Here is a 16,524-nt window from a genome sequence, read left to right as displayed (position 1 = left end):
CAGTGGCTAATCATGGCGGATACCAGCGGTTCTTGTTGCGGAAAGCGCCGCTCAACGTGTCCGCCAGACCGATGAGGCCGCTTCGGCGCACGCCACGTCCTGCTCCGCGGTGCCGCCGCTGACCCCCACGCCTCCGGCCACGCGCTCGGTCTCGCCGTAGTCCGCCCAGAGCGGGATCCCGCCGCCGACACAGACGAAACGGTCATGCCAGGACAGGTCTCCGCCCGGTCCCTGGCCGGCCGCCGGCGCGAGTTCGGCCGTGGGCCTGCGGTGGGCCGCCGCGGCGCAGGCCTTGCCCGGCGCCAGGGACGCTCCCGCGAAGCCCGCACCCTCCATACGCAGGAAAGACACCAGATGACCGCCCGAGTCGACCACGGCCACGGAGATCACCGCGCCCTCCCGGGCGGCCTGCCTCAGCGCCGCCTCGCACATGCGTAACGCGAGTTCGAGATCCACGCACGTCCCCCTGGCCTTCGGTGTTCCTCCGCTGCCCGACGCCTCATGCGTACAGCGCGTGCGTCACCTGCGCAAGATCGCCCCTGGGCCTGGGATCGGACCGCCGTGGGACGCGTACGGGATGGGGCCTTTCGGCCCTTGCGCGTGGTATCAATCACACTGTGCGCTCGGGCGTGTCGTGCCTAGGATTGTGCCGAGAGCCAGGTGGAGAGGCCCTCGGGGGTCAGGAAGGCGTCGAACACCGACTCCATGGCGCCCAGCAGAGAGCCGCGCCACGGCATGGCCGACGGGGCGATCAAGGGCGGGCGGTCGCGGCGGATGGTCATCAGGCCGTCCTCCACGGCCCGCATGAGCACCGGCGCCACCCGGTCGTGCAGGTCCGCGGCCAGCCCGGACAGGACGACCACCTCCGGGTCGTGCGCGTTCACCAGCGCGGCGATCCCCCTCCCGAGCGCCCGCGCATTGGCCACGACCGCCTCTACGGCCGCTGCCTCGGCGAGGAGGCGGGCGGCCTGGGCGCGGCCTCTGCCGCCGCCGTAGGCGAGGCCCATGTGGCGGAGCAGGGCGTTCGCACCCACCTCCATGCCCCAGCAGCCGCTCGCCCCGCACATGCACGGCGCGTCGCCGCCGGTGAGGGGCATGTGGCCGAACTCGGCGCCCATCCCACTCGCCCCGCCCAGCGGCTTACCGTCGACGACCAGGACACCGCCGAGGTCGAAGTCCACGTGGAGGTGCAGCCCCACCTCGACGCCGCGCAACAGCCCCCGGCGGGCCTCCGCGAGCGCGGCCAGCGCCGTGTCGTTGCCCACCCGGACGAATTCCGGCGATTCGCCCCCCACCCGGACGATTCCCACCCGGACGGTTCCCGGGCGTTCGGTTTCCGGGCGTTCCGTTCCTGGACGTCCCGGGCGTTCTGGAGGTTCGGTTCCCGGGCGTTCGACGGCGAGCAGGGCGGGGACGTCCACCGAGCGCCAGCGCAGGTGGGCGATGTCCACCAGGCCGCCCTCGCGAACCGGCCCGGCCACCGCCAGGCCGACGCCGACCACGCGGCTGCCGTAGCGTGCCAGGTGGTCGCGGATCGCCTCGCCCAGTGGCAGGAACACGCCCTCCGGCGTGCCGTCGTGCTCCTGGACGGAGAGCACGGTGATCCGCCCGCCCAGCTCGCAGGCCGCCAGTTCCCAGGCGTCCTCGCGTACGTCGGCGGCCAGCACGATCGGGCCGCGCGGATGCGGCCCCGGCACCAGCGTGGGCCGGCCCCGTACGTGCTCGGGCGCCGGGACCTCGTGCAGGAGCTCGTCCTCCACCAGGCCGCCGACCAGCACCGACGCGGTCCCTCTGGCGAGCTCCAGCTCGCGGGTGAGGCGTGACCTGGTCCAGGTCGCGCCGCAGTCGTGGACGGCGCGCAGCACCCGCACCCGGTTGTGCGCGCGCAGCTCGCCGCTGGTCCTTGCCCCGTTCGCAATCATGATATTTCTCATTATGCTCTAGCCGTGAGCAAAAAATGGGGCGATGCCCAACGTGCCCGACTTGGCGTGTTCATCTTCTTCTTCCTGTGCGGGTTGGTCATGGGCCTGTGGGCGGCCGGGCTGCCCTCGCTGAACGACCGGCTGGAGCTCGGCCCGGCCAGACTGGGCACCGTCCTGCTTCTCATCTCCGGCGGCGCGCTGGTGTCCATGCTGGCGGCCGGGCCGCTGGTGGACAGGTGGTCCAGCCGGGCCGTCTGCTGGTTCGCCGGGCCGTTCTCGGCGGTGGTCCTGCTCGGTCCCGCGCTCGCGCCGAACTATCCCGTGCTGACCGTGCTGGCCGTCGTCTTCGGGCTCGGGCTGGGCGTGACCGAGGTCGCCATGAACGCCCACTCCGTCGAGGTCGAACGCCGCTACGCCCGGCCGATCATCTCGGCCTTCCACGGCACGTGGAGCCTCGGCGGCGCGGCCGGCGGCGCGGTGACCGCGCTCGTCCTGCAGGCCGGGCTGGACGCCCAGACGCTGCTGGTGGTGGCGGCCGTGGTGGTGCCGTTCCTGTACCTGCCGGCGGCCCGGCTGCTGCTGCCGGACCCGCCCGAGCACGCCTCGGCGGACTCGCCCGCCGGTCAGGGCCGATCCGCGACCTCCCTCAGGTGGGGGCTGATCGCGTTGCTCGGCGGGGCCGCGTTCGCCGGTCACCTGGCCGAGGGCGCCGCCATCGACTGGGCCGCGCTGCACGCCCGCTGGGTGCTCGACACCGACCCGGCGCTCGCGCCGCTGGCCTACACGGTGTTCGCGGTCGCCATGACCACCATCCGGCTGCTCGGCGACCCCATCCGGGCCCGGCTCGGCTCGGTGCGCACGATCCAGTTGGCGGGGCTGCTGGCGACCTGCGGGTACGTTCTCGTCCTGGCCGCGCCGGCGACGGACTCCCTGGCCGTGGTGTGCGCCTGGACCGGCTGGGCGCTGGCGGGGATCGGCCTCGCCACCGTGGTGCCGGTCATCTTCAGCGCCGTCGGCGCCGCGGGCGGCCGGGTCGGGCGCGCGCTGGCGCTGGTGACCGCGTTCGGCTACAGCGGCCTGCTGGTCGGGCCCGCCGTGCTGGGGTACGTCGCGGAGGCGTCGTCGCTGCCCATCGCCCTGATCGTGCCCGCCGTGCTGGCCGCGGTCGTGGCCCTCACCGGCGCTCCCGCCATCCGCGCCCTGGCCCGCGTCGCCACCCCGCTGGAACCCGCGACGGCAGCGGCCCGCGACTGAAGCGCGGGCGCGGGGCCGGATCCCGACCAGGAGTGACCCGCGGGCGCGGGCCGGATCCCGGCGGAGTCACCCGCGGGCGCGGGGGCCGGATCCTGGCCCGAATTCCGGGTCGGGATCTCCCTGCGGCCCCGTTGACCTGGTGTTATGTGATCGTGACTTGACCCTGGCGTGGTGCTCAATGTTTCATGTCCCAAAACACCGTAAACGTTTACAGAGTCTGCTCTGAAATCGTTTACGTTCCTGGAAGGACTGCCTTGGCCGACGGACCCACGATCACCACGATCGCCGAGCGCGCCGGCGTCTCCATCGCCTCGGTCTCCCGGGTGCTGAACGGCCTGCCCACCAGGCAGGAGACCGTGCGCAAGGTGATGGCCGCCGCCGAGGAGCTCGGATATGTGCGCAATGCCGTCGCCCGCTCCCTCAAGTCGCGGCGCACCCACCAGGTCGCCTTCGCCATGGCCGACGTCGGAAACCCGGCCTACCTGGCCATGTTGCGCCAGATCCAGCCCGTGCTCAAGGCCGCCGGCTACAGAATCGTGCTGCACTCCACCGACGCCGTCGTCGCCGACGAGATCGACGTGCTGCACAGCCTCGGCGAGCGCTACGTGGACGGGCTGATCATGAGCCCGCTGCGGGTCACCGGCCAGCACCTGCAGATGCTGGCCACCGCCAGAGCGCCTGTGGTGATCATCGGTTCGGTGCCCGAGGGGACGCGCGTCGACAACGTGCGCGCCGACTCCCGTACCGGCGTCAAGCTCGCGATCGACCACCTGCACGCCCTCGGCCGCCGCAGGATCGGGATGGTCAACGGCCCGCCCGACACCGTCCCCGGCGCCGCGCGCGGAGCCGCCTACATCGAGGCGCTCGAAGCCTGCGGGCTGCCCTACGACGAGAACCTCGTCCAGATCGGCGACTTCTACCGCGCCGAAGGCGGCCGGGCCGTGGCCGCGCTGCTCGACCGGGTGCCCGACCTCGACGCCCTGATGTGCGCCAACGACCTGATCGCGCTCGGTGCCCTGGACGTGCTGCGCGCGGTGGGCAGGCGGGTGCCGCAGGACGTGGCCGTGGTCGGCATGGACGACACCGACCTGGCGGCGGCCTCCTGGCCGTCGCTCACCAGCGTCTCGCTGGGCTCCGCCGAGCGCGGCAAGGCCGCCGCCGAGCTGCTCCTCGACCGCCTGCAGAACGGCGAGCGCGAGCCCCGCCTGGTGACCGTGCCGCCGCGCCTCGTGGTGCGCGCCTCCACGACCGGCGAGGAGGGCGGGACGTGACGGCCACGGCGACCAAGCCGGCGCCGCCCACGCCGCCCGCTCGACGCGCGCGCGGCGCGGGCGGCGCCGGGCGCAACCGCGAGATGTGGGTGCTCATGCTGCCCGCGCTCGTGCCCGTGCTGCTGTTCAGCGTGGGCCCGCTGCTGTACGGGATCGGGCTGGCGTTCACCGACGCCGAGTCCGGCAAGAACCACGTCACCAGCTTCGTCGGCCTGGAGAACTTCGGCGACCTGCTCGCCGACGACACCTTCTGGGCGTCCATGCGGGTCGGCCTGATCTGGGCCGTGACGGTGACCGTGCTGCAGTTCCTCGCCTCGCTCGGGCTGGCGCTGCTGCTGAACCAGAAGCTCTGGCTCAGGGGGGTCGCCCGGGTGCTGACCGTGGTGCCGTGGGCGATGCCGCCCGTGGTCATCGGCCTGATGTGGCGGCTGGTCTACCACCCGGACGCCGGCATCGTGAACAGCACCCTCGGCACCGACATCAACTGGCTCGCCGACTTCACCTGGGCGCTGCCCGCCGTCATCGTCATGGGCGTGTGGAGCGGCATGCCGCAGACCACGATCGTGCTGCTGGCCGGCCTGCAGACCATCCCCAAGGAGCTGTACGAGGCCGGCGAGATGGACGGGGCGGGCACCTGGCGCCGGTTCTGGAGCATCACACTGCCGCAGCTGCGCCCCATCATCGTCACCATCACCTCGCTCGACTTCGTCTGGAACGTCAACCAGTTCAGCCTGGTCTACGTGCTCACGCAGGGCGGTCCCGGCGGCCAGACGAGGCTGCCGATGCTGTTCGCCTACGAGGAGGCGTTCCGGTACGGCTTCTTCGGCTACGCCGCCGCCCTCGGCGTCAGCATCGTGATCGTCGTGCTCGCCCTGCTCGGCGTCTATCTGTGGCGGCAACTGAGGGAGGCGTCATGAGAAAGATCCCCCAGTACGTCGCGCTGCTGGCGTACATGGTGTTCCTGGCCTTCCCGCTGGTGTGGCTGCTGTCCACGTCGCTGAAGACGCCGCAGGAGATGGCGAGTCTCGATCCGGCCTGGATCCCGGCCGAGCCCACGCTGACCAACTTCGCGGACGCGTTCGGCGAGCAGGACCTGGTCGGCGCGGGTGCGCGGAGCCTGGTGGTGGCGCTGGCGAGCGCGCTGCTGACGGTCACCGTGGCGCTGCCGGCCTCCTACGCCCTGGCCCGCTACCGGGGCGCGCTCAAGCAGGTCGCGCTCGGCTGGGTGCTGGTCAGCCAGGTGTTCCCGTTCATTCTGATCATCATCCCGCTCTTCATGGTGCTGCGGCAGCTCGACCTGACCAACACGCTGGTCGGCCTCGTGGTCGTGCATGTGACGTTCACGCTGCCGTTCGCGTTGTGGATGCTCCAGGGGTACGTGCGGTCGGTGCCGCGCGAGCTGGAGGAGGCTGCGGCGGTGGACGGCGCCGGCCGTCTCCGAGCGGTCATCAGCGTGGTGGCGCCGCTGCTCGCGCCCGGCGTGGTGGCGACGCTGCTGTTCTCGTTCATCTCGTCCTGGAACGAGTTCCTGTTCGCACTGGTGGTCCTCAAGGATCCCGACGTGATGACGCTCCCGCTGACGCTGGTGAGGTTCACCGGCCCCGAGGGGGTGTCCAGGCTCGGCCCGCTGGCCGCGGCGTCGCTGATGGCGACGATCCCGAGCCTGATCTTTTTCGCAATCATCCAGCGACGGCTGAGGTCTGGCCTGATGGCCGGCGCTGTGAAGGGCTAGGAGGCTCTCATGCGTATCACATCCGCGTTGGCGGCGGCGGTCGCCGTCGCCCTGGCCGCCGGTTGCGGCGGCGGCGGGGACGGCGGGTCCTCCTCCGCCCCTGACCAGCCCGTCAAGCTCGACTTCCTCAGCCTCGCCTGGCAGAAGGAGTCGGTCGCGGCCAACAAGCAGCTCGTCGACGAGTGGAACAAGGCCAACCCGAACATCCAGGTCACCTACGTCCAGGGCAGCTGGGACAACGTCAACGACCAGCTCGTCACCTCCTTCGAGGGCGGCGACGCGCCCGACGTCATCCACGACGACTCCCCGGCGTTGTCCGGCTTCGCCTCCAAGGGCTACCTGCTGGAGCTGAACGACAAGCTGCCGGCCGAGCTCAAGAGCGACATCCCGCAGAGCTCCTGGGACACCGTCACCTTCGACGACGGCAAGGGGAACCAGGGCGTGTACGGCGTGCCGTTCCTGCAGGAGTCGCAGGTCATCATCGCCAACAAGAAGCTGCTGGACGCCGCCAAGGTGCGCATGCCCACCCCGGCGGAGCCGTGGACGTGGGACGAGTTCGCCACGATCAGCAAGAAGCTCACCAAGGGCGACACCTACGGCGTGGCCTGGCCGATGAAGTCGCCGGTCAACAAGACGCTGAACCTGGCGCTGAACTTCGGCGGCACCTTCTTCCAGACCGGCGCCGACGGCAAGACCACGGTCAAGGTCGGCCCCGAGGAGAAGGAGGTCCTGCAGCGCATCCACGACCAGCTCTACAAGGACAAGTCCGCCGACACCGCGGCGCTCGGCATGGGCACCGCGGACCCGCTGCCCGGCTTCTTCGCCGACAAGTACGCGATGCTGCCCGTCGGCGTCTACCTGCGCCAGCAGGTGGCCGAGCAGGCCCCCGACGACTTCGCGTGGGTGACGCTGCCGCCGCTCAAGGGCACCACCTCCGAGCAGGGCGCCGTCTCCCAGACGCTGTCGGTCGCCGCTGACAGCGAGCACCCGGACGAGGCGCTGAAGTTCATCTCCTTCTTCCTGAACGGCCCGAACCAGGCCAAGCTCGCCAAGGGTGACTGGCTGCTGCCGACCTCGCAGCAGGCCGCCGCCGACCCGGCGATCACCACCGAGGAGGACGGCTGGGACGTGGCCACCGCCTCCGCCAAGAACCTCGTCGTCGCGCCGTTCCTCAAGGTGAACGGGTTCGACGAGTGGAAGTCCAAGGTGGCGACGCCCGCGCTGCAGGAGTACTTCGCCAACAAGATCAGCATCGACGAGGTGGCCAAGAAGCTCGTCGAGGACGGCAACGAGGTGCTGGAGCGGTACCAGCGGTGACGTATACCGACAATGCTCATCAGGACAGGGCACGGGGGTGTCTGCTCGGCCTCGCGGCCGGCGACGCCCTCGGGGCGCCCGCCGAGAACCTCTCGCCGGAGCAGATCCGCAGCAGGTGGGGGCGGCTCACCGAGATCGAGGGCGGCGGCACGGACGACACCGAGTACGCCATCTTCGCCGCCTCCCTGCTGGTGGCGCACGGACACGGACTGACCTCGGAACTGGTGGCCGCCGCCTACCGGGAGCGGATCATCCCGTCGGTGAACGGGCCGATGCGCGGCGCCGGTTTCTCCGAACTTGGCACGATCCAGGCGCTGCGGCGGGGGCTGGAGCCGCCGCTGACCGGCCTGGTGCACCAGCACGGCTGGTCCGACGGGCTGGCGATGCGGGCCGCGCCGTACGGCATCTTCTGTCCCGGCGATCCCGGCGAGGCGGCCCGGCTGGTGGAGGAGGACGGCCGGGTCAGCCAGTCAGGGGAGGGCATACTCGGCGGCCGCGCCATCGCGGGGGCCGTGGCCGCCGCCATGGCGGGCGCGCCACCGCCGGACGTGGTCGAGGCCGCGCTGGCGGTGGTGCCCGCCGACTCCTGGACTGCCCGAAATATCGTACGAATCCGCGACGTGATCGGCGATGCCATCGGCGGCGGGGCTGGCGGCGGGGCCGTGGCTTCGGGGCTCGTCGAGGCGCTGCACGAGGCCGTCGTCGTCAGGCACTACCCCTGGACGGACCTGGCCCCCGAGGCCGTGGCGCTGGCGCTGGCCGCCTACCTGGCCGGTGGGGGCGAGGTGGAGGCGTCGGTGACGTTCGGGGTGAGCCTGGGCAGGGACGCCGACACCATCGGCGCCATCGCCGGCGCGGTCGCCGGAGCCGGGCAGGGCGAGCGAGGCGTGCCCGAGCGGTGGGCGGCGCGCATCGGGCCGGTGACCGGCAAGTGCCTGCCCGCCGTCGCGGGACGGCATGTGCTCGACGTCGCCGACGAGCTGGCGGCGACCCTGGACGGCGCCCGCCGATGACGGACCGGACAGTGGCGGGTCGATGATGAGACCGGATCGCGCCGGCGAACCGGCGGAAGGACTGTAGACATCATGTCGGGGGACAGGATCACGGGAGCCTTCGTCGGGCTCGCCGTGGGTGACGCCGCGGGCTGGCCCGCGAGCAGGCACCGAGCGGCGCTGCACGCGCCATGGAGCAGGCGGCTGCACCGCGAGCTGGACGGGTTCGCCGAGGAGCATCGGGTGACCACGCTGCCGGTGCCGTTCGCGCTCAACCAGCCGGTCGCGCCGCTGGCAGTCGGCCCGTCCGACGACGCCGAATGGCTGGCCTGGACGGTGCTCGGCATCGACCGCCCGAGGGCCGAGGCGTTCAGGAGCCTGGCGGGGCGGACGGACATCAGGGCGCGCGTCTCCGTGGCGACCGCCCTGGACAACCTGGCCGGCGGCCTCGAACCGCCCGCCAGCGGGCACGACAACCCGCACCACTTCGACGACGCCGCCGCCATCAGGGCCGTCGCCTTCGGCGCGCTCGGCAGGGATCCGCGAGAGGACGCCGAGGTGACCAACTCCGGCGACGGCGTGCTCGGCGCGCTGGCCGTCGCGGCGGCCGTGGCCGAGGTCGTGGCGACGGGCTCACCGGCCCGGATGGTCGGCGCGGCGCTGGCGGTACTGCCCGAAGACACCGCCATCGGGCACAACGCGCGGCTGGCGCTGAAGGTCGCCCGCGAGGCGGGCGACCCGTTCGGCGCGGTGCCCGCGCTCGACGCGGCCCTGCTCGACCACGTCTACAGCTACGGGGTGGGCGCCGCGCAGACGGTGCCCGTGGCGCTGGCGCTGGCCGAGGTGGCGCAGGGGTCGCTCACCCGGGCCGTACCCGCCGCCGCCTGCCTGGCCGCGCTGGCCGACTCCGCGCCCGCGCTCACCGGCGCGCTCACCGGCGCGTGCGGCGGGTACGGTGCCATCCCGGAGGGGTGGCGAACGGCGGCGGGCACACTCGCCGGCTGCTGTCTGCCCGAACTGGCAGGCTTGGATCTCATGGACCTGACGGAGGGACTTTCATGACGCCGCTTGAGGACAGGGCGATCGGCTGCGTGGCGGGGGCGGCGGTCGGTGACGCGCTGGGCGGCGCCACCGAGGGCTGGACCCCCGAACAGATCGTCGAACGCTACGGCGGGCAGGTGGAGGGCATCGTCCCGCCGTTCAACGAGGACTGGCGCAACGCCCGCCCCATCGCGCCGTACCACAAGGGCGACGGCCACATCACCGACGACACGTTGATGACGCACGCGCTGATCCGCGTCTACGAGAAGGCGGGCGGCCACCTCGACGCCTACTCCGTGGCCGAGCACCTGGTGCCCGAGCTGATGGGCAAGCGGCAGTGGATCCCGGAGCTGGAGGCCGAGGCGCTGCCGCTGCAGCGGATCTTCCTGGCGGAGAAGTGGATCGTCGCCCGCCTGCACTACGGGCACGTCGACCCCCGCGAGGCGGGTGTCGGCAACATCGTCAACTGCGGCGCGGCCATGTACGTCGCCCCGGTCGGCATCGTCAACGCCGCCGACCCCGACGCCGCCTACGCCGAGGCCATCGACCTGACCGGCGCCCACCAGTCCAGCTACGGCCGGGAGGCGGCGGGCGTGATGGCGGCGGCCGTGGCCGAGGCCATGCGGCCGGGCGCCACCGCCGACTCCGTGGTGGCGGCCTGCCTCCGGCTCGCCAGGGACGGCACCAGGGCGGCCATCGAGTCCGTCTGCGAGGCGGCCCGCGACCTGGGCCACTGGGACGGCTCGTTCGCCGCGCTGCGCGCCGCCGTGCGGCCCTACGACACGGTCGCCGACACCTACCGCGACCAGGGGCTCGGCGCCCGCCGCCCGAGCCGTACGCACAGCATCGAGGAGCTGCCGCTGGCGCTGGCCTTCCTGGTGATCGCCAAGGGGGACTTCCGTGACACCGTGCTGGGCGGCGTCAACTACGGCCGGGACGCCGATTCGATAGCCTCGATGGGTGGCGCCATCGCCGGCGCGCTCGGCGGCCTCGCCGCGGTGCCGGGGGAGTGGGTCGAGCAGGTGGGCACGGCCAGCCGCACCGACCTGCTCACGCCGGGCCGGACGATCGCCGCGGTGGCGCGCCGGGTGCACGCCGGCGACGTGGCCCGCCGCCGGGCGCACGAAGCCGCGTTCACCGACCTTCTGGAGACCTGAAGATGATCCGGCTCACCTGGGTGCAGCCTGAGGACCTGGTGGGGCACGAGCTCCGCCAGGCCGCCGAGGACGGCAGAGACGCCGGCCAGATCGCCGAGCGGTGGCACGCCGAGGGCGGCCACGACGCCCCGCCCCGCGCCGGCGCCTCCGAGCCCGGCGCGCAGAAGCTCCGGCCGCTGGCCGAGCGGCTCCTGGACGAGCTGGACGCGATCGACTCGCCGCTGGACGAGCCGACGGACCTGATCGCCATCATCGCCGCCTGCCCTGGCTGGCCGCAGCCACGGCCCGGCCACGTCGCCTCCCGTGACCGCGTGCTGGGCGGCTGGCTCGGCCGCTCGGCCGGCTGCGTGCTGGGCAAGCCCGTCGAGAAGCTGCCGCGAGAAGGCATCAGGGAGCTCGCCGAGGCCACCGGCAACTGGCCGATCCGCGGCTGGTTCACCGCCGAAGGGCTGCCGGACGAGGTCGCCGAGCGCTGGCCGTGGAACCGCCGCAGCGCCGTCAACTCGCTGGCCGAGAACATCGACGGCATCCCCGAGGACGACGACCTCAACTACGCGCTGCTCGCCCTGTCCGTGCTGGAGCGGCACGGCCGCGGCTTCACCACCGACGACGTGGCGAAGCTCTGGCTGGACGAACTGCCCGCCGGGCGCACGTTCACCGCCGAGCGGGTCGCCTACCGCAACCTGCTGGCCGGCGTCGAGCCGCCGGAGACGGCCACCTACCGCAACCCGTTCAGGGAGTGGATCGGCGCGCTGATCAGGGCGGACGTGTACGGATGGATCAACCCTGGCGATCCGGGCACCGCCGCCGAGTACGCCTGGCGTGACGCCCGGCTCACCCACACCGCCAACGGCGTCTACGGGGCGATGTTCGTCGCCGCCATGTGCGCCACCGCGCTGGTCGCCACCTCCGTGGAGGAGGTGGTGGCGGCCGGACTGTCGGTGGTGCCGCCGCGCTCCCGCCTGCATGCGGCCGTACGGCAGGCGGCCGAGGACGCGGCCCGCGAGCCGGACTTCGAACGGGTCCTCGACCTGCTGCACGAACGCCATGGCGGCCTGCACTGGGTGCACACGATCAACAACGCGGCCCTGATCGCCGCCGCGCTGATCCACGGCCGCGGCGACTTCACCGCCTCCATCGCCGGCGCGGTCGCCGCCGGCTGGGACACCGACTCGGCCGGCGCGACGGTCGGCTCCGTCGTCGGGGCGCTGAACGGCGGCGTCCCCGGGCAGTGGACCATGCGTGACAGCCTCGCCAGCAGCCTGACCGGCTTCGACGGCATCGGGCTGGAGGAGCTGGCACGCCGAACCCAGGAGATGATGCATCCGTGATCACGGTCTTCGGCAGCGCGAACATGGACCTGGTGGCCTACGTCGCCAAGGCGCCTCAGCGGGGTGAGACGGTCACCGGGCGCGAGTTCCGTACGATTCCCGGCGGAAAGGGCGCCAACCAGGCCATCGCCGCCGCCAGAGCCGGCGCCGCGGTGGCGTTCATCGGCGCGGTGGGCGAAGACGCCTTCGGCGCCGAACTGCGCGACACCCTCGCCGCCGCCGGCGTGAACATCAGCCTGCTGCGGCGGGTGCCGGGTGTGAGCGGCATCGCGCACATCGTGGTGGACGACTCGGGCGCCAACTCGATCATCGTGGTCCCCGGCGCGAACGGCACGGTCAGCGGTCCCACGGGCAACGATCGCGCCCTCATCGCCGCGTCGCAGGCGCTGCTGCTGCAGCTCGAACTGCCGATGGACGCGGTCATCGCCGCTGCCAGGGCGGCGCGGGAGGCGGGGGTGCCCGTCATCCTCACCCCCGCGCCCGCGCAGCCGCTACCGAACGGCCTGCTGGACGCGGTCACGCTGCTGATCCCCAACGAGCACGAGGCCACCGGTATCACCGGCACGGCCACCCCCGAGGCGGCCATGGACGCGCTGCTGCGGCGGGTCGACGAGGCCGTCATCACCCTCGGGTCGGAGGGGGCGTTGTACGGGTCGAGCTCGGGGGAGCGGATCCGGGTGCCTGCGGTGAAGGTCCAGGCGGTCGACACCACGGCCGCCGGCGACACCTTCGCCGGGGCGTTCGCGGTCGCGCAATCCGAGGGCCGCGACGCCGAGGAGGCGCTCCGGTTCGCGTCCGCGGCGGCGGCGCTGTCGGTGCAGCGCGCGGGAGCCAGCACGTCGATGCCCACCCGTGTGGAGATCGAGGCGTCCCTCACCTGAGGCACGAGCCGGTAGAGCGCAGCCGGCTCGACGGCCTTCGGCCCGGTCGTGGTCCCGGGTGACGGCACGGACTCATGCCCGGCGCACTCGGGTCGATGTCGGCTTCCAGCGGTTCGGTCGCGGCATCGAACCTGAATCACCCCGGCGCCGTGTCGGCGGGCGATCGGGCCTGGACGACCTGTTGTGGGGGCGGTGCGGCCGCCTCGAAGCTCGCGGGAAGACGATTCCGGCTTGCGGCGAAGGATGAGTGACCGTCCACCACACATAAGGCAGGCCGATGACGGAGAAAAGAATTTGATCGCCGAAGCGGACGGAAAGGCGACCGACGCCGAACTCGTCGTCCAGTACCAGCGGGACCCCGACCTGTTCACCGTCGTGCACGACCGCTACTTCCGCGACATCTACCTGTACGTGGCCGGCCGCCTGGACACACAGATCGCCGAGGACATCACGGCCGAGACGTTCCTGCTGGCCTTCGACCAGCGCGATCGGTTCGACCCGGAGCGCGGGGGACTGCGGCCCTGGCTGTTCGGCTTCGCCACCAATCTGATCGCCAGGCACCGGCGCAAGGAGACCCGCCACTACAGGGCGCTGTCCCGGCTCGGCCCGGAACCCGTCGTAGAAGGCCACGAGAACCGGGTCGTCGCCTCCGTCGCCGCGGAGCGCATGCAGCCCCACCTGGCCAAGGCGCTCGCCGCGTTGTCCGGCGGCGAGCGCGATGTCCTGCTGCTCGTGGCCCTGGGTCAGCTCAGCTACGACGAAGTGGCCGAGGCGCTCGGCATCGCCGTCGGCACGGTGGGCTCCAGGCTCAGCCGAGCGCGCGCGAAAATCCACGCTCTCATCGACCAGGAGACCACCCATGGATGACTTGAAGGCACTCGCCATTCTGCTGACCAAGCCCGAGCCGCCCGCTGAGGCGGTCACGCGCAGCAGAGGCCGGCTCCAGGACAGGATGCGAGGCCGCGCGCGGCGGCGGATCGGGTGGCGGCTGCCCGCGCTCACCCTGGCCACCGCCGCCGCGGCGGTCGTCGCCGTGCTCGTCTCGGGCGTGATCACCTCCGCCGGCGCACCCACCTCAGGCAGGGAGGTCCTGCTCATGGCCGCTGTCAGCGCGGAACGCACGCCCCAAGGCTCCGGGACCTATTGGCACGTCACACGTGAGATGCGGGACGTGGACATGCCGCGTGAGGAGAGCTGGACCGCGCGCGACGGCCGGCGCTGGTCCAAGGGCGAGGCGGGCGACCCTCCCGGCGTCGTCGTACCAGACCCGGACCGGCTCATGCTCAAAGGTGCCGAGGTGAGTATCGAGGACCTGGAAAGGCTGCCGGCAGATCCCGGGGCGTTGAAAGCGCGGCTCACCGCGCTTCAGGGGCGTGACAGCGCCATGACCGCATCTGAGCGGCGAGGCGACCCTCTCTTCTCCCTCATCACGCTGATCTCGGAGCTGCCGACGCCGCCGGAGGTTCGTTCCGCAGCCTTCCGGGCACTCGCCACGACACCGGGAGTCGAGAGCACGGGCGCCGTCGAAGGCGGGCAGGAACTGCGGTTCCCCTACCCTGACACCGGGTGGGAGATCAAGCTGGTCGTCGATCCCGAGACCGCTCGAGTGACGAGCACCAACTATCTCTCCGGAAACGACGGAAGCGTGTCGTTGAGCACGAGATTCATCAAGGTGACCACCGGCTGGACGAACCAGCCTCCCCGATAGGGACTTCCAGGCAAGCGCTCGTCAGCCGCCACCCCCGGGTCCTTCCACGGAACAGCGACGGACCCGGTGGTAGCGAGCGACGGCCTCCGCACCGCTGGATGAATGCTCACGAAGGACGGGGCTTCAGCCGGGGCCGAGTGGGCAGAGGCCGGGTATGAGTGACAAACCGGAGGCGACCCAAGGCCTGGGCGGGGAGAGCGACGTGGTGGCTGAGCGGTCCGGCGCCACTACGGAGAAGGGCCGCCGTCCCATCCCCGCCGACCCGCCGGAGGCCGCGGACGAGGCCGACGCCGAGAGGGATGAGGAGAACGAAGAGGACGAGGTGACCCGCCCCGACGCCGGCCCGACGGCCTAGCCGTCATGATCGTCGTCCGGAGTTCTTCCGCCGGCTCAGGCCTTTGCCGCTGGCCCCGCCGAAGCGAAGCCGCAGGAACGCAGGGTTTCATCCAGATGGCGTACGTATGTGGTGGTCGCCCAGGGCTGCAGCCGGGTTCGGGCCTGGTTGATCTCATTGGCCAGGCGAGCTGAGCTGTGCTGGCTGGTGATGTCGGCGTCTCGGCCGGCCAGTCCGACATGAGCGAGTCCTCCTACGCCTGGGTGCCCGAGCTGTCCGCCGTCATCGTCGGCGACATCGCCTACAACGACGTGCACGCCGCCCTGATGGAGAGCACCCCCGAGACCCGCAAGGGCTGGATCGCCACCCTGGAGGAGGTCCAGAGCCGCAACCCTCAGGTCGTCGTCGCGTCTCACCGCAAGGCCGACGCCGTCAACGACGCCAGTTCGCTGGCCAAGACCATCGAGTACGTCGAGCTCGGCGACAAGCTGCTGAGCGCCGACCCACGCCCGAGCCTGGCCGAGTTCGTCGCCCAGATGGTGGGGGGCAACCCGACCCGCGCCAATGTCTCGACGCCGATCTACGGCGGCGTCATCCAGGGCCTTCAGTGACACCACGACCGGGTCGCGTCTATCCAGGGCGGAGAGCTCGATACACCGAGCCGCGTGATCGGCTGAGTTGGGTGAGATCGGGCTGGTCCATGTAATTTCACGATGAGAGATGGTGGACGCATTCGTCCCGGTAGCGTTCCGTTCGCATGCGCAGCTTGGCCGGGTCCTCAAGGACAGCGCGGGACACCGACGGCACGACCGCATGGCGTACGGACGCGAACAGGCGGCCGACGTCGGCGGGGGAGGCGCCCTGGGCGCCCAGCCCCGGCGCCAGCACCGGGCCGTTGAGGTGGTCGAGCGGGTAGCCAGGGTCGCGTACGGTCGCGCCGACCACGACGCCGATCGAGCCCAGCGGTGAGGCGCCCTCGTTGGCCGCCCGCACGCCCTCGTAGACCTCGCCCACCACCGCGCTCTGCAGGGCGGTGGCCTCGGGGTTGGAGGTGCGGGCGAGCACGAAGACGCCCGCGTCGCTGGCGAGGGCCGAGGTGATGGCGCCCCGCAGGCTGCCGAAGCCCAGGTAGGGGCTGAGCGTCACCGCGTCGGCGGCCAGCGGGCTGCCCCGGTCGAGGTAGGCCTCGGCGTAGGCGGTCATGGTGCTGCCGATGTCGCCGCGTTTGACGTCCAGCAGGACGAGCGTGCCCGCGTCCCGCAGGTCGGCGATCGTCTGCTCCAGCACGGCGATGCCCCGGCTGCCCCAGCGCTCGTAGAAGGCCGACTGCGGTTTCACGACTCCCACCAGGTCGCTCACCGCGTCGACCACCGTCCGGCTGAACCGGTCGAGGCCGGCGGGGGAGTCGTCGAGTCCCCACGCGTGCAGCAGCTCCGGGCTCGGGTCGATCCCGACGCAGAGCGGTCCGTGCTTGTCGAGCCTCGCCCGCAACCGTGTCCCGAATGATTCGTTCACCTTGGGCCCCCTCACGACCTAGGCAGACTAGTGCGTAGAAGCCACATGTATGGGGTTTGGCGGCTGATA

General features: G+C 71.9%; 17 protein-coding genes. 14 read left to right on the top strand and 3 right to left on the bottom strand.

Annotation, left to right across the window (positions count from 1 at the left end):
* Positions 1-51: 51 nt before the first annotated feature.
* The gene (locus tag ACIBQX_RS07755) at positions 52-456 is read right to left on the bottom strand and encodes a heme-binding protein (protein ID WP_397001822.1); all 405 of its coding nucleotides are present in this window, start codon (positions 454-456) and stop codon (positions 52-54) included.
* Positions 457-638: 182 nt separating this feature from the next.
* On the bottom strand, positions 639-1,922 hold the full coding sequence (locus tag ACIBQX_RS07750) for an ROK family protein (RefSeq protein WP_397001820.1): 1,284 nt from the start codon (positions 1,920-1,922) through the stop codon (positions 639-641).
* Between the two features lie 24 nt (positions 1,923-1,946).
* Between ACIBQX_RS07750 and ACIBQX_RS07745 the strand changes: the two genes are divergently transcribed.
* The 14 genes from ACIBQX_RS07745 to ACIBQX_RS07680 all read left to right on the top strand — a co-directional run bounded on the left by ACIBQX_RS07745 (position 1,947) and on the right by ACIBQX_RS07680 (position 15,551).
* Positions 1,947-3,176 (top strand): MFS transporter, encoded by a 1,230-nt coding sequence (locus ACIBQX_RS07745; RefSeq protein ID WP_397001818.1) that lies wholly within the window; start codon positions 1,947-1,949, stop codon positions 3,174-3,176.
* Positions 3,177-3,430: 254 nt separating this feature from the next.
* Positions 3,431-4,447, top strand: coding sequence for a LacI family DNA-binding transcriptional regulator (locus ACIBQX_RS07740; protein ID WP_397001816.1), 1,017 nt, complete (start codon positions 3,431-3,433; stop codon positions 4,445-4,447).
* The gene (locus ACIBQX_RS07735) at positions 4,444-5,364 is read left to right on the top strand and encodes a carbohydrate ABC transporter permease (protein WP_397001814.1); all 921 of its coding nucleotides are present in this window, start codon (positions 4,444-4,446) and stop codon (positions 5,362-5,364) included. Before ACIBQX_RS07740 ends, ACIBQX_RS07735 begins: the two co-directional genes overlap by 4 nt.
* A complete protein-coding gene (locus ACIBQX_RS07730; protein WP_397001812.1) occupies positions 5,361-6,179 on the top strand; it encodes a carbohydrate ABC transporter permease in 819 nt (272 codons plus the stop codon). Before ACIBQX_RS07735 ends, ACIBQX_RS07730 begins: the two co-directional genes overlap by 4 nt.
* A gap of 9 nt (positions 6,180-6,188) precedes the next feature.
* Positions 6,189-7,496 carry an ABC transporter substrate-binding protein gene (locus tag ACIBQX_RS07725; RefSeq protein ID WP_397001810.1) on the top strand — a complete coding sequence of 436 codons (1,308 nt, stop codon included), beginning with the start codon at positions 6,189-6,191 and terminating at the stop codon, positions 7,494-7,496.
* Positions 7,493-8,509, top strand: coding sequence for an ADP-ribosylglycohydrolase family protein (locus ACIBQX_RS07720; RefSeq protein WP_397001808.1), 1,017 nt, complete (start codon positions 7,493-7,495; stop codon positions 8,507-8,509). Before ACIBQX_RS07725 ends, ACIBQX_RS07720 begins: the two co-directional genes overlap by 4 nt.
* Before the next feature lie 72 nt (positions 8,510-8,581).
* The gene (locus tag ACIBQX_RS07715; RefSeq protein ID WP_397001806.1) at positions 8,582-9,550 is read left to right on the top strand and encodes an ADP-ribosylglycohydrolase family protein; all 969 of its coding nucleotides are present in this window, start codon (positions 8,582-8,584) and stop codon (positions 9,548-9,550) included.
* Complete coding sequence (locus ACIBQX_RS07710) at positions 9,547-10,686, top strand: ADP-ribosylglycohydrolase family protein (protein WP_397001804.1); 1,140 nt, start codon at positions 9,547-9,549, stop codon at positions 10,684-10,686. Before ACIBQX_RS07715 ends, ACIBQX_RS07710 begins: the two co-directional genes overlap by 4 nt.
* Before the next feature lie 2 nt (positions 10,687-10,688).
* The gene (locus ACIBQX_RS07705; protein ID WP_397001802.1) at positions 10,689-12,017 is read left to right on the top strand and encodes an ADP-ribosylglycohydrolase family protein; all 1,329 of its coding nucleotides are present in this window, start codon (positions 10,689-10,691) and stop codon (positions 12,015-12,017) included.
* Positions 12,014-12,898, top strand: coding sequence for a ribokinase (gene rbsK, locus ACIBQX_RS07700; protein WP_397001800.1), 885 nt, complete (start codon positions 12,014-12,016; stop codon positions 12,896-12,898). The genes ACIBQX_RS07705 and rbsK overlap by 4 nt, the downstream gene beginning before the upstream one ends.
* Before the next feature lie 294 nt (positions 12,899-13,192).
* On the top strand, positions 13,193-13,765 hold the full coding sequence (locus ACIBQX_RS07695; protein WP_397001798.1) for an RNA polymerase sigma factor: 573 nt from the start codon (positions 13,193-13,195) through the stop codon (positions 13,763-13,765).
* Positions 13,758-14,606, top strand: a complete 849-nt coding sequence (locus ACIBQX_RS07690; protein ID WP_397001796.1) for a CU044_5270 family protein — start codon at positions 13,758-13,760, stop codon at positions 14,604-14,606. The genes ACIBQX_RS07695 and ACIBQX_RS07690 overlap by 8 nt, the downstream gene beginning before the upstream one ends.
* A 154-nt stretch (positions 14,607-14,760) precedes the next feature.
* A complete protein-coding gene (locus ACIBQX_RS07685) occupies positions 14,761-14,961 on the top strand; it encodes a hypothetical protein (protein WP_397001794.1) in 201 nt (66 codons plus the stop codon).
* Positions 14,962-15,137: 176 nt separating this feature from the next.
* Entirely contained in the window at positions 15,138-15,551 is a 414-nt protein-coding gene (locus tag ACIBQX_RS07680) for a hypothetical protein (protein WP_397001792.1), read from the top strand.
* 97 nt (positions 15,552-15,648) lie between these two features.
* On the opposite strand, the gene pyrF is transcribed toward ACIBQX_RS07680, so the two are convergent.
* Entirely contained in the window at positions 15,649-16,455 is an 807-nt protein-coding gene (gene pyrF / locus ACIBQX_RS07675; protein ID WP_397001790.1) for an orotidine-5'-phosphate decarboxylase, read from the bottom strand.
* Positions 16,456-16,524: the final 69 nt, after the last annotated feature.

It is taken from the genome of Nonomuraea sp. NPDC049714, from assembly GCF_044465295.1.
In the GTDB taxonomy this organism is placed as follows: domain Bacteria; phylum Actinomycetota; class Actinomycetes; order Streptosporangiales; family Streptosporangiaceae; genus Nonomuraea.
This window is presented reverse-complemented; position numbering and strand designations above follow the sequence as displayed.

Excerpts from the sequence above, each read along its gene's own strand:
- ACIBQX_RS07690 (WP_397001796.1), top strand. The coding sequence starts at position 13,758 with ATGGATGACTTGAAGGCACTCGCCATTCTGCTGACCAAGCCCGAGCCG.
- ACIBQX_RS07725 (WP_397001810.1), top strand. The coding sequence starts at position 6,189 with ATGCGTATCACATCCGCGTTGGCGGCGGCGGTCGCCGTCGCCCTGGCC.
- ACIBQX_RS07705 (WP_397001802.1), top strand. The coding sequence starts at position 10,689 with ATGATCCGGCTCACCTGGGTGCAGCCTGAGGACCTGGTGGGGCACGAG.
- ACIBQX_RS07730 (WP_397001812.1), top strand. The coding sequence starts at position 5,361 with ATGAGAAAGATCCCCCAGTACGTCGCGCTGCTGGCGTACATGGTGTTC.
- ACIBQX_RS07710 (WP_397001804.1), top strand. The coding sequence starts at position 9,547 with ATGACGCCGCTTGAGGACAGGGCGATCGGCTGCGTGGCGGGGGCGGCG.
- ACIBQX_RS07715 (WP_397001806.1), top strand. The coding sequence starts at position 8,582 with ATGTCGGGGGACAGGATCACGGGAGCCTTCGTCGGGCTCGCCGTGGGT.
- ACIBQX_RS07750 (WP_397001820.1), bottom strand. The coding sequence starts at position 1,922 with ATGATTGCGAACGGGGCAAGGACCAGCGGCGAGCTGCGCGCGCACAAC.
- ACIBQX_RS07685 (WP_397001794.1), top strand. The coding sequence starts at position 14,761 with ATGAGTGACAAACCGGAGGCGACCCAAGGCCTGGGCGGGGAGAGCGAC.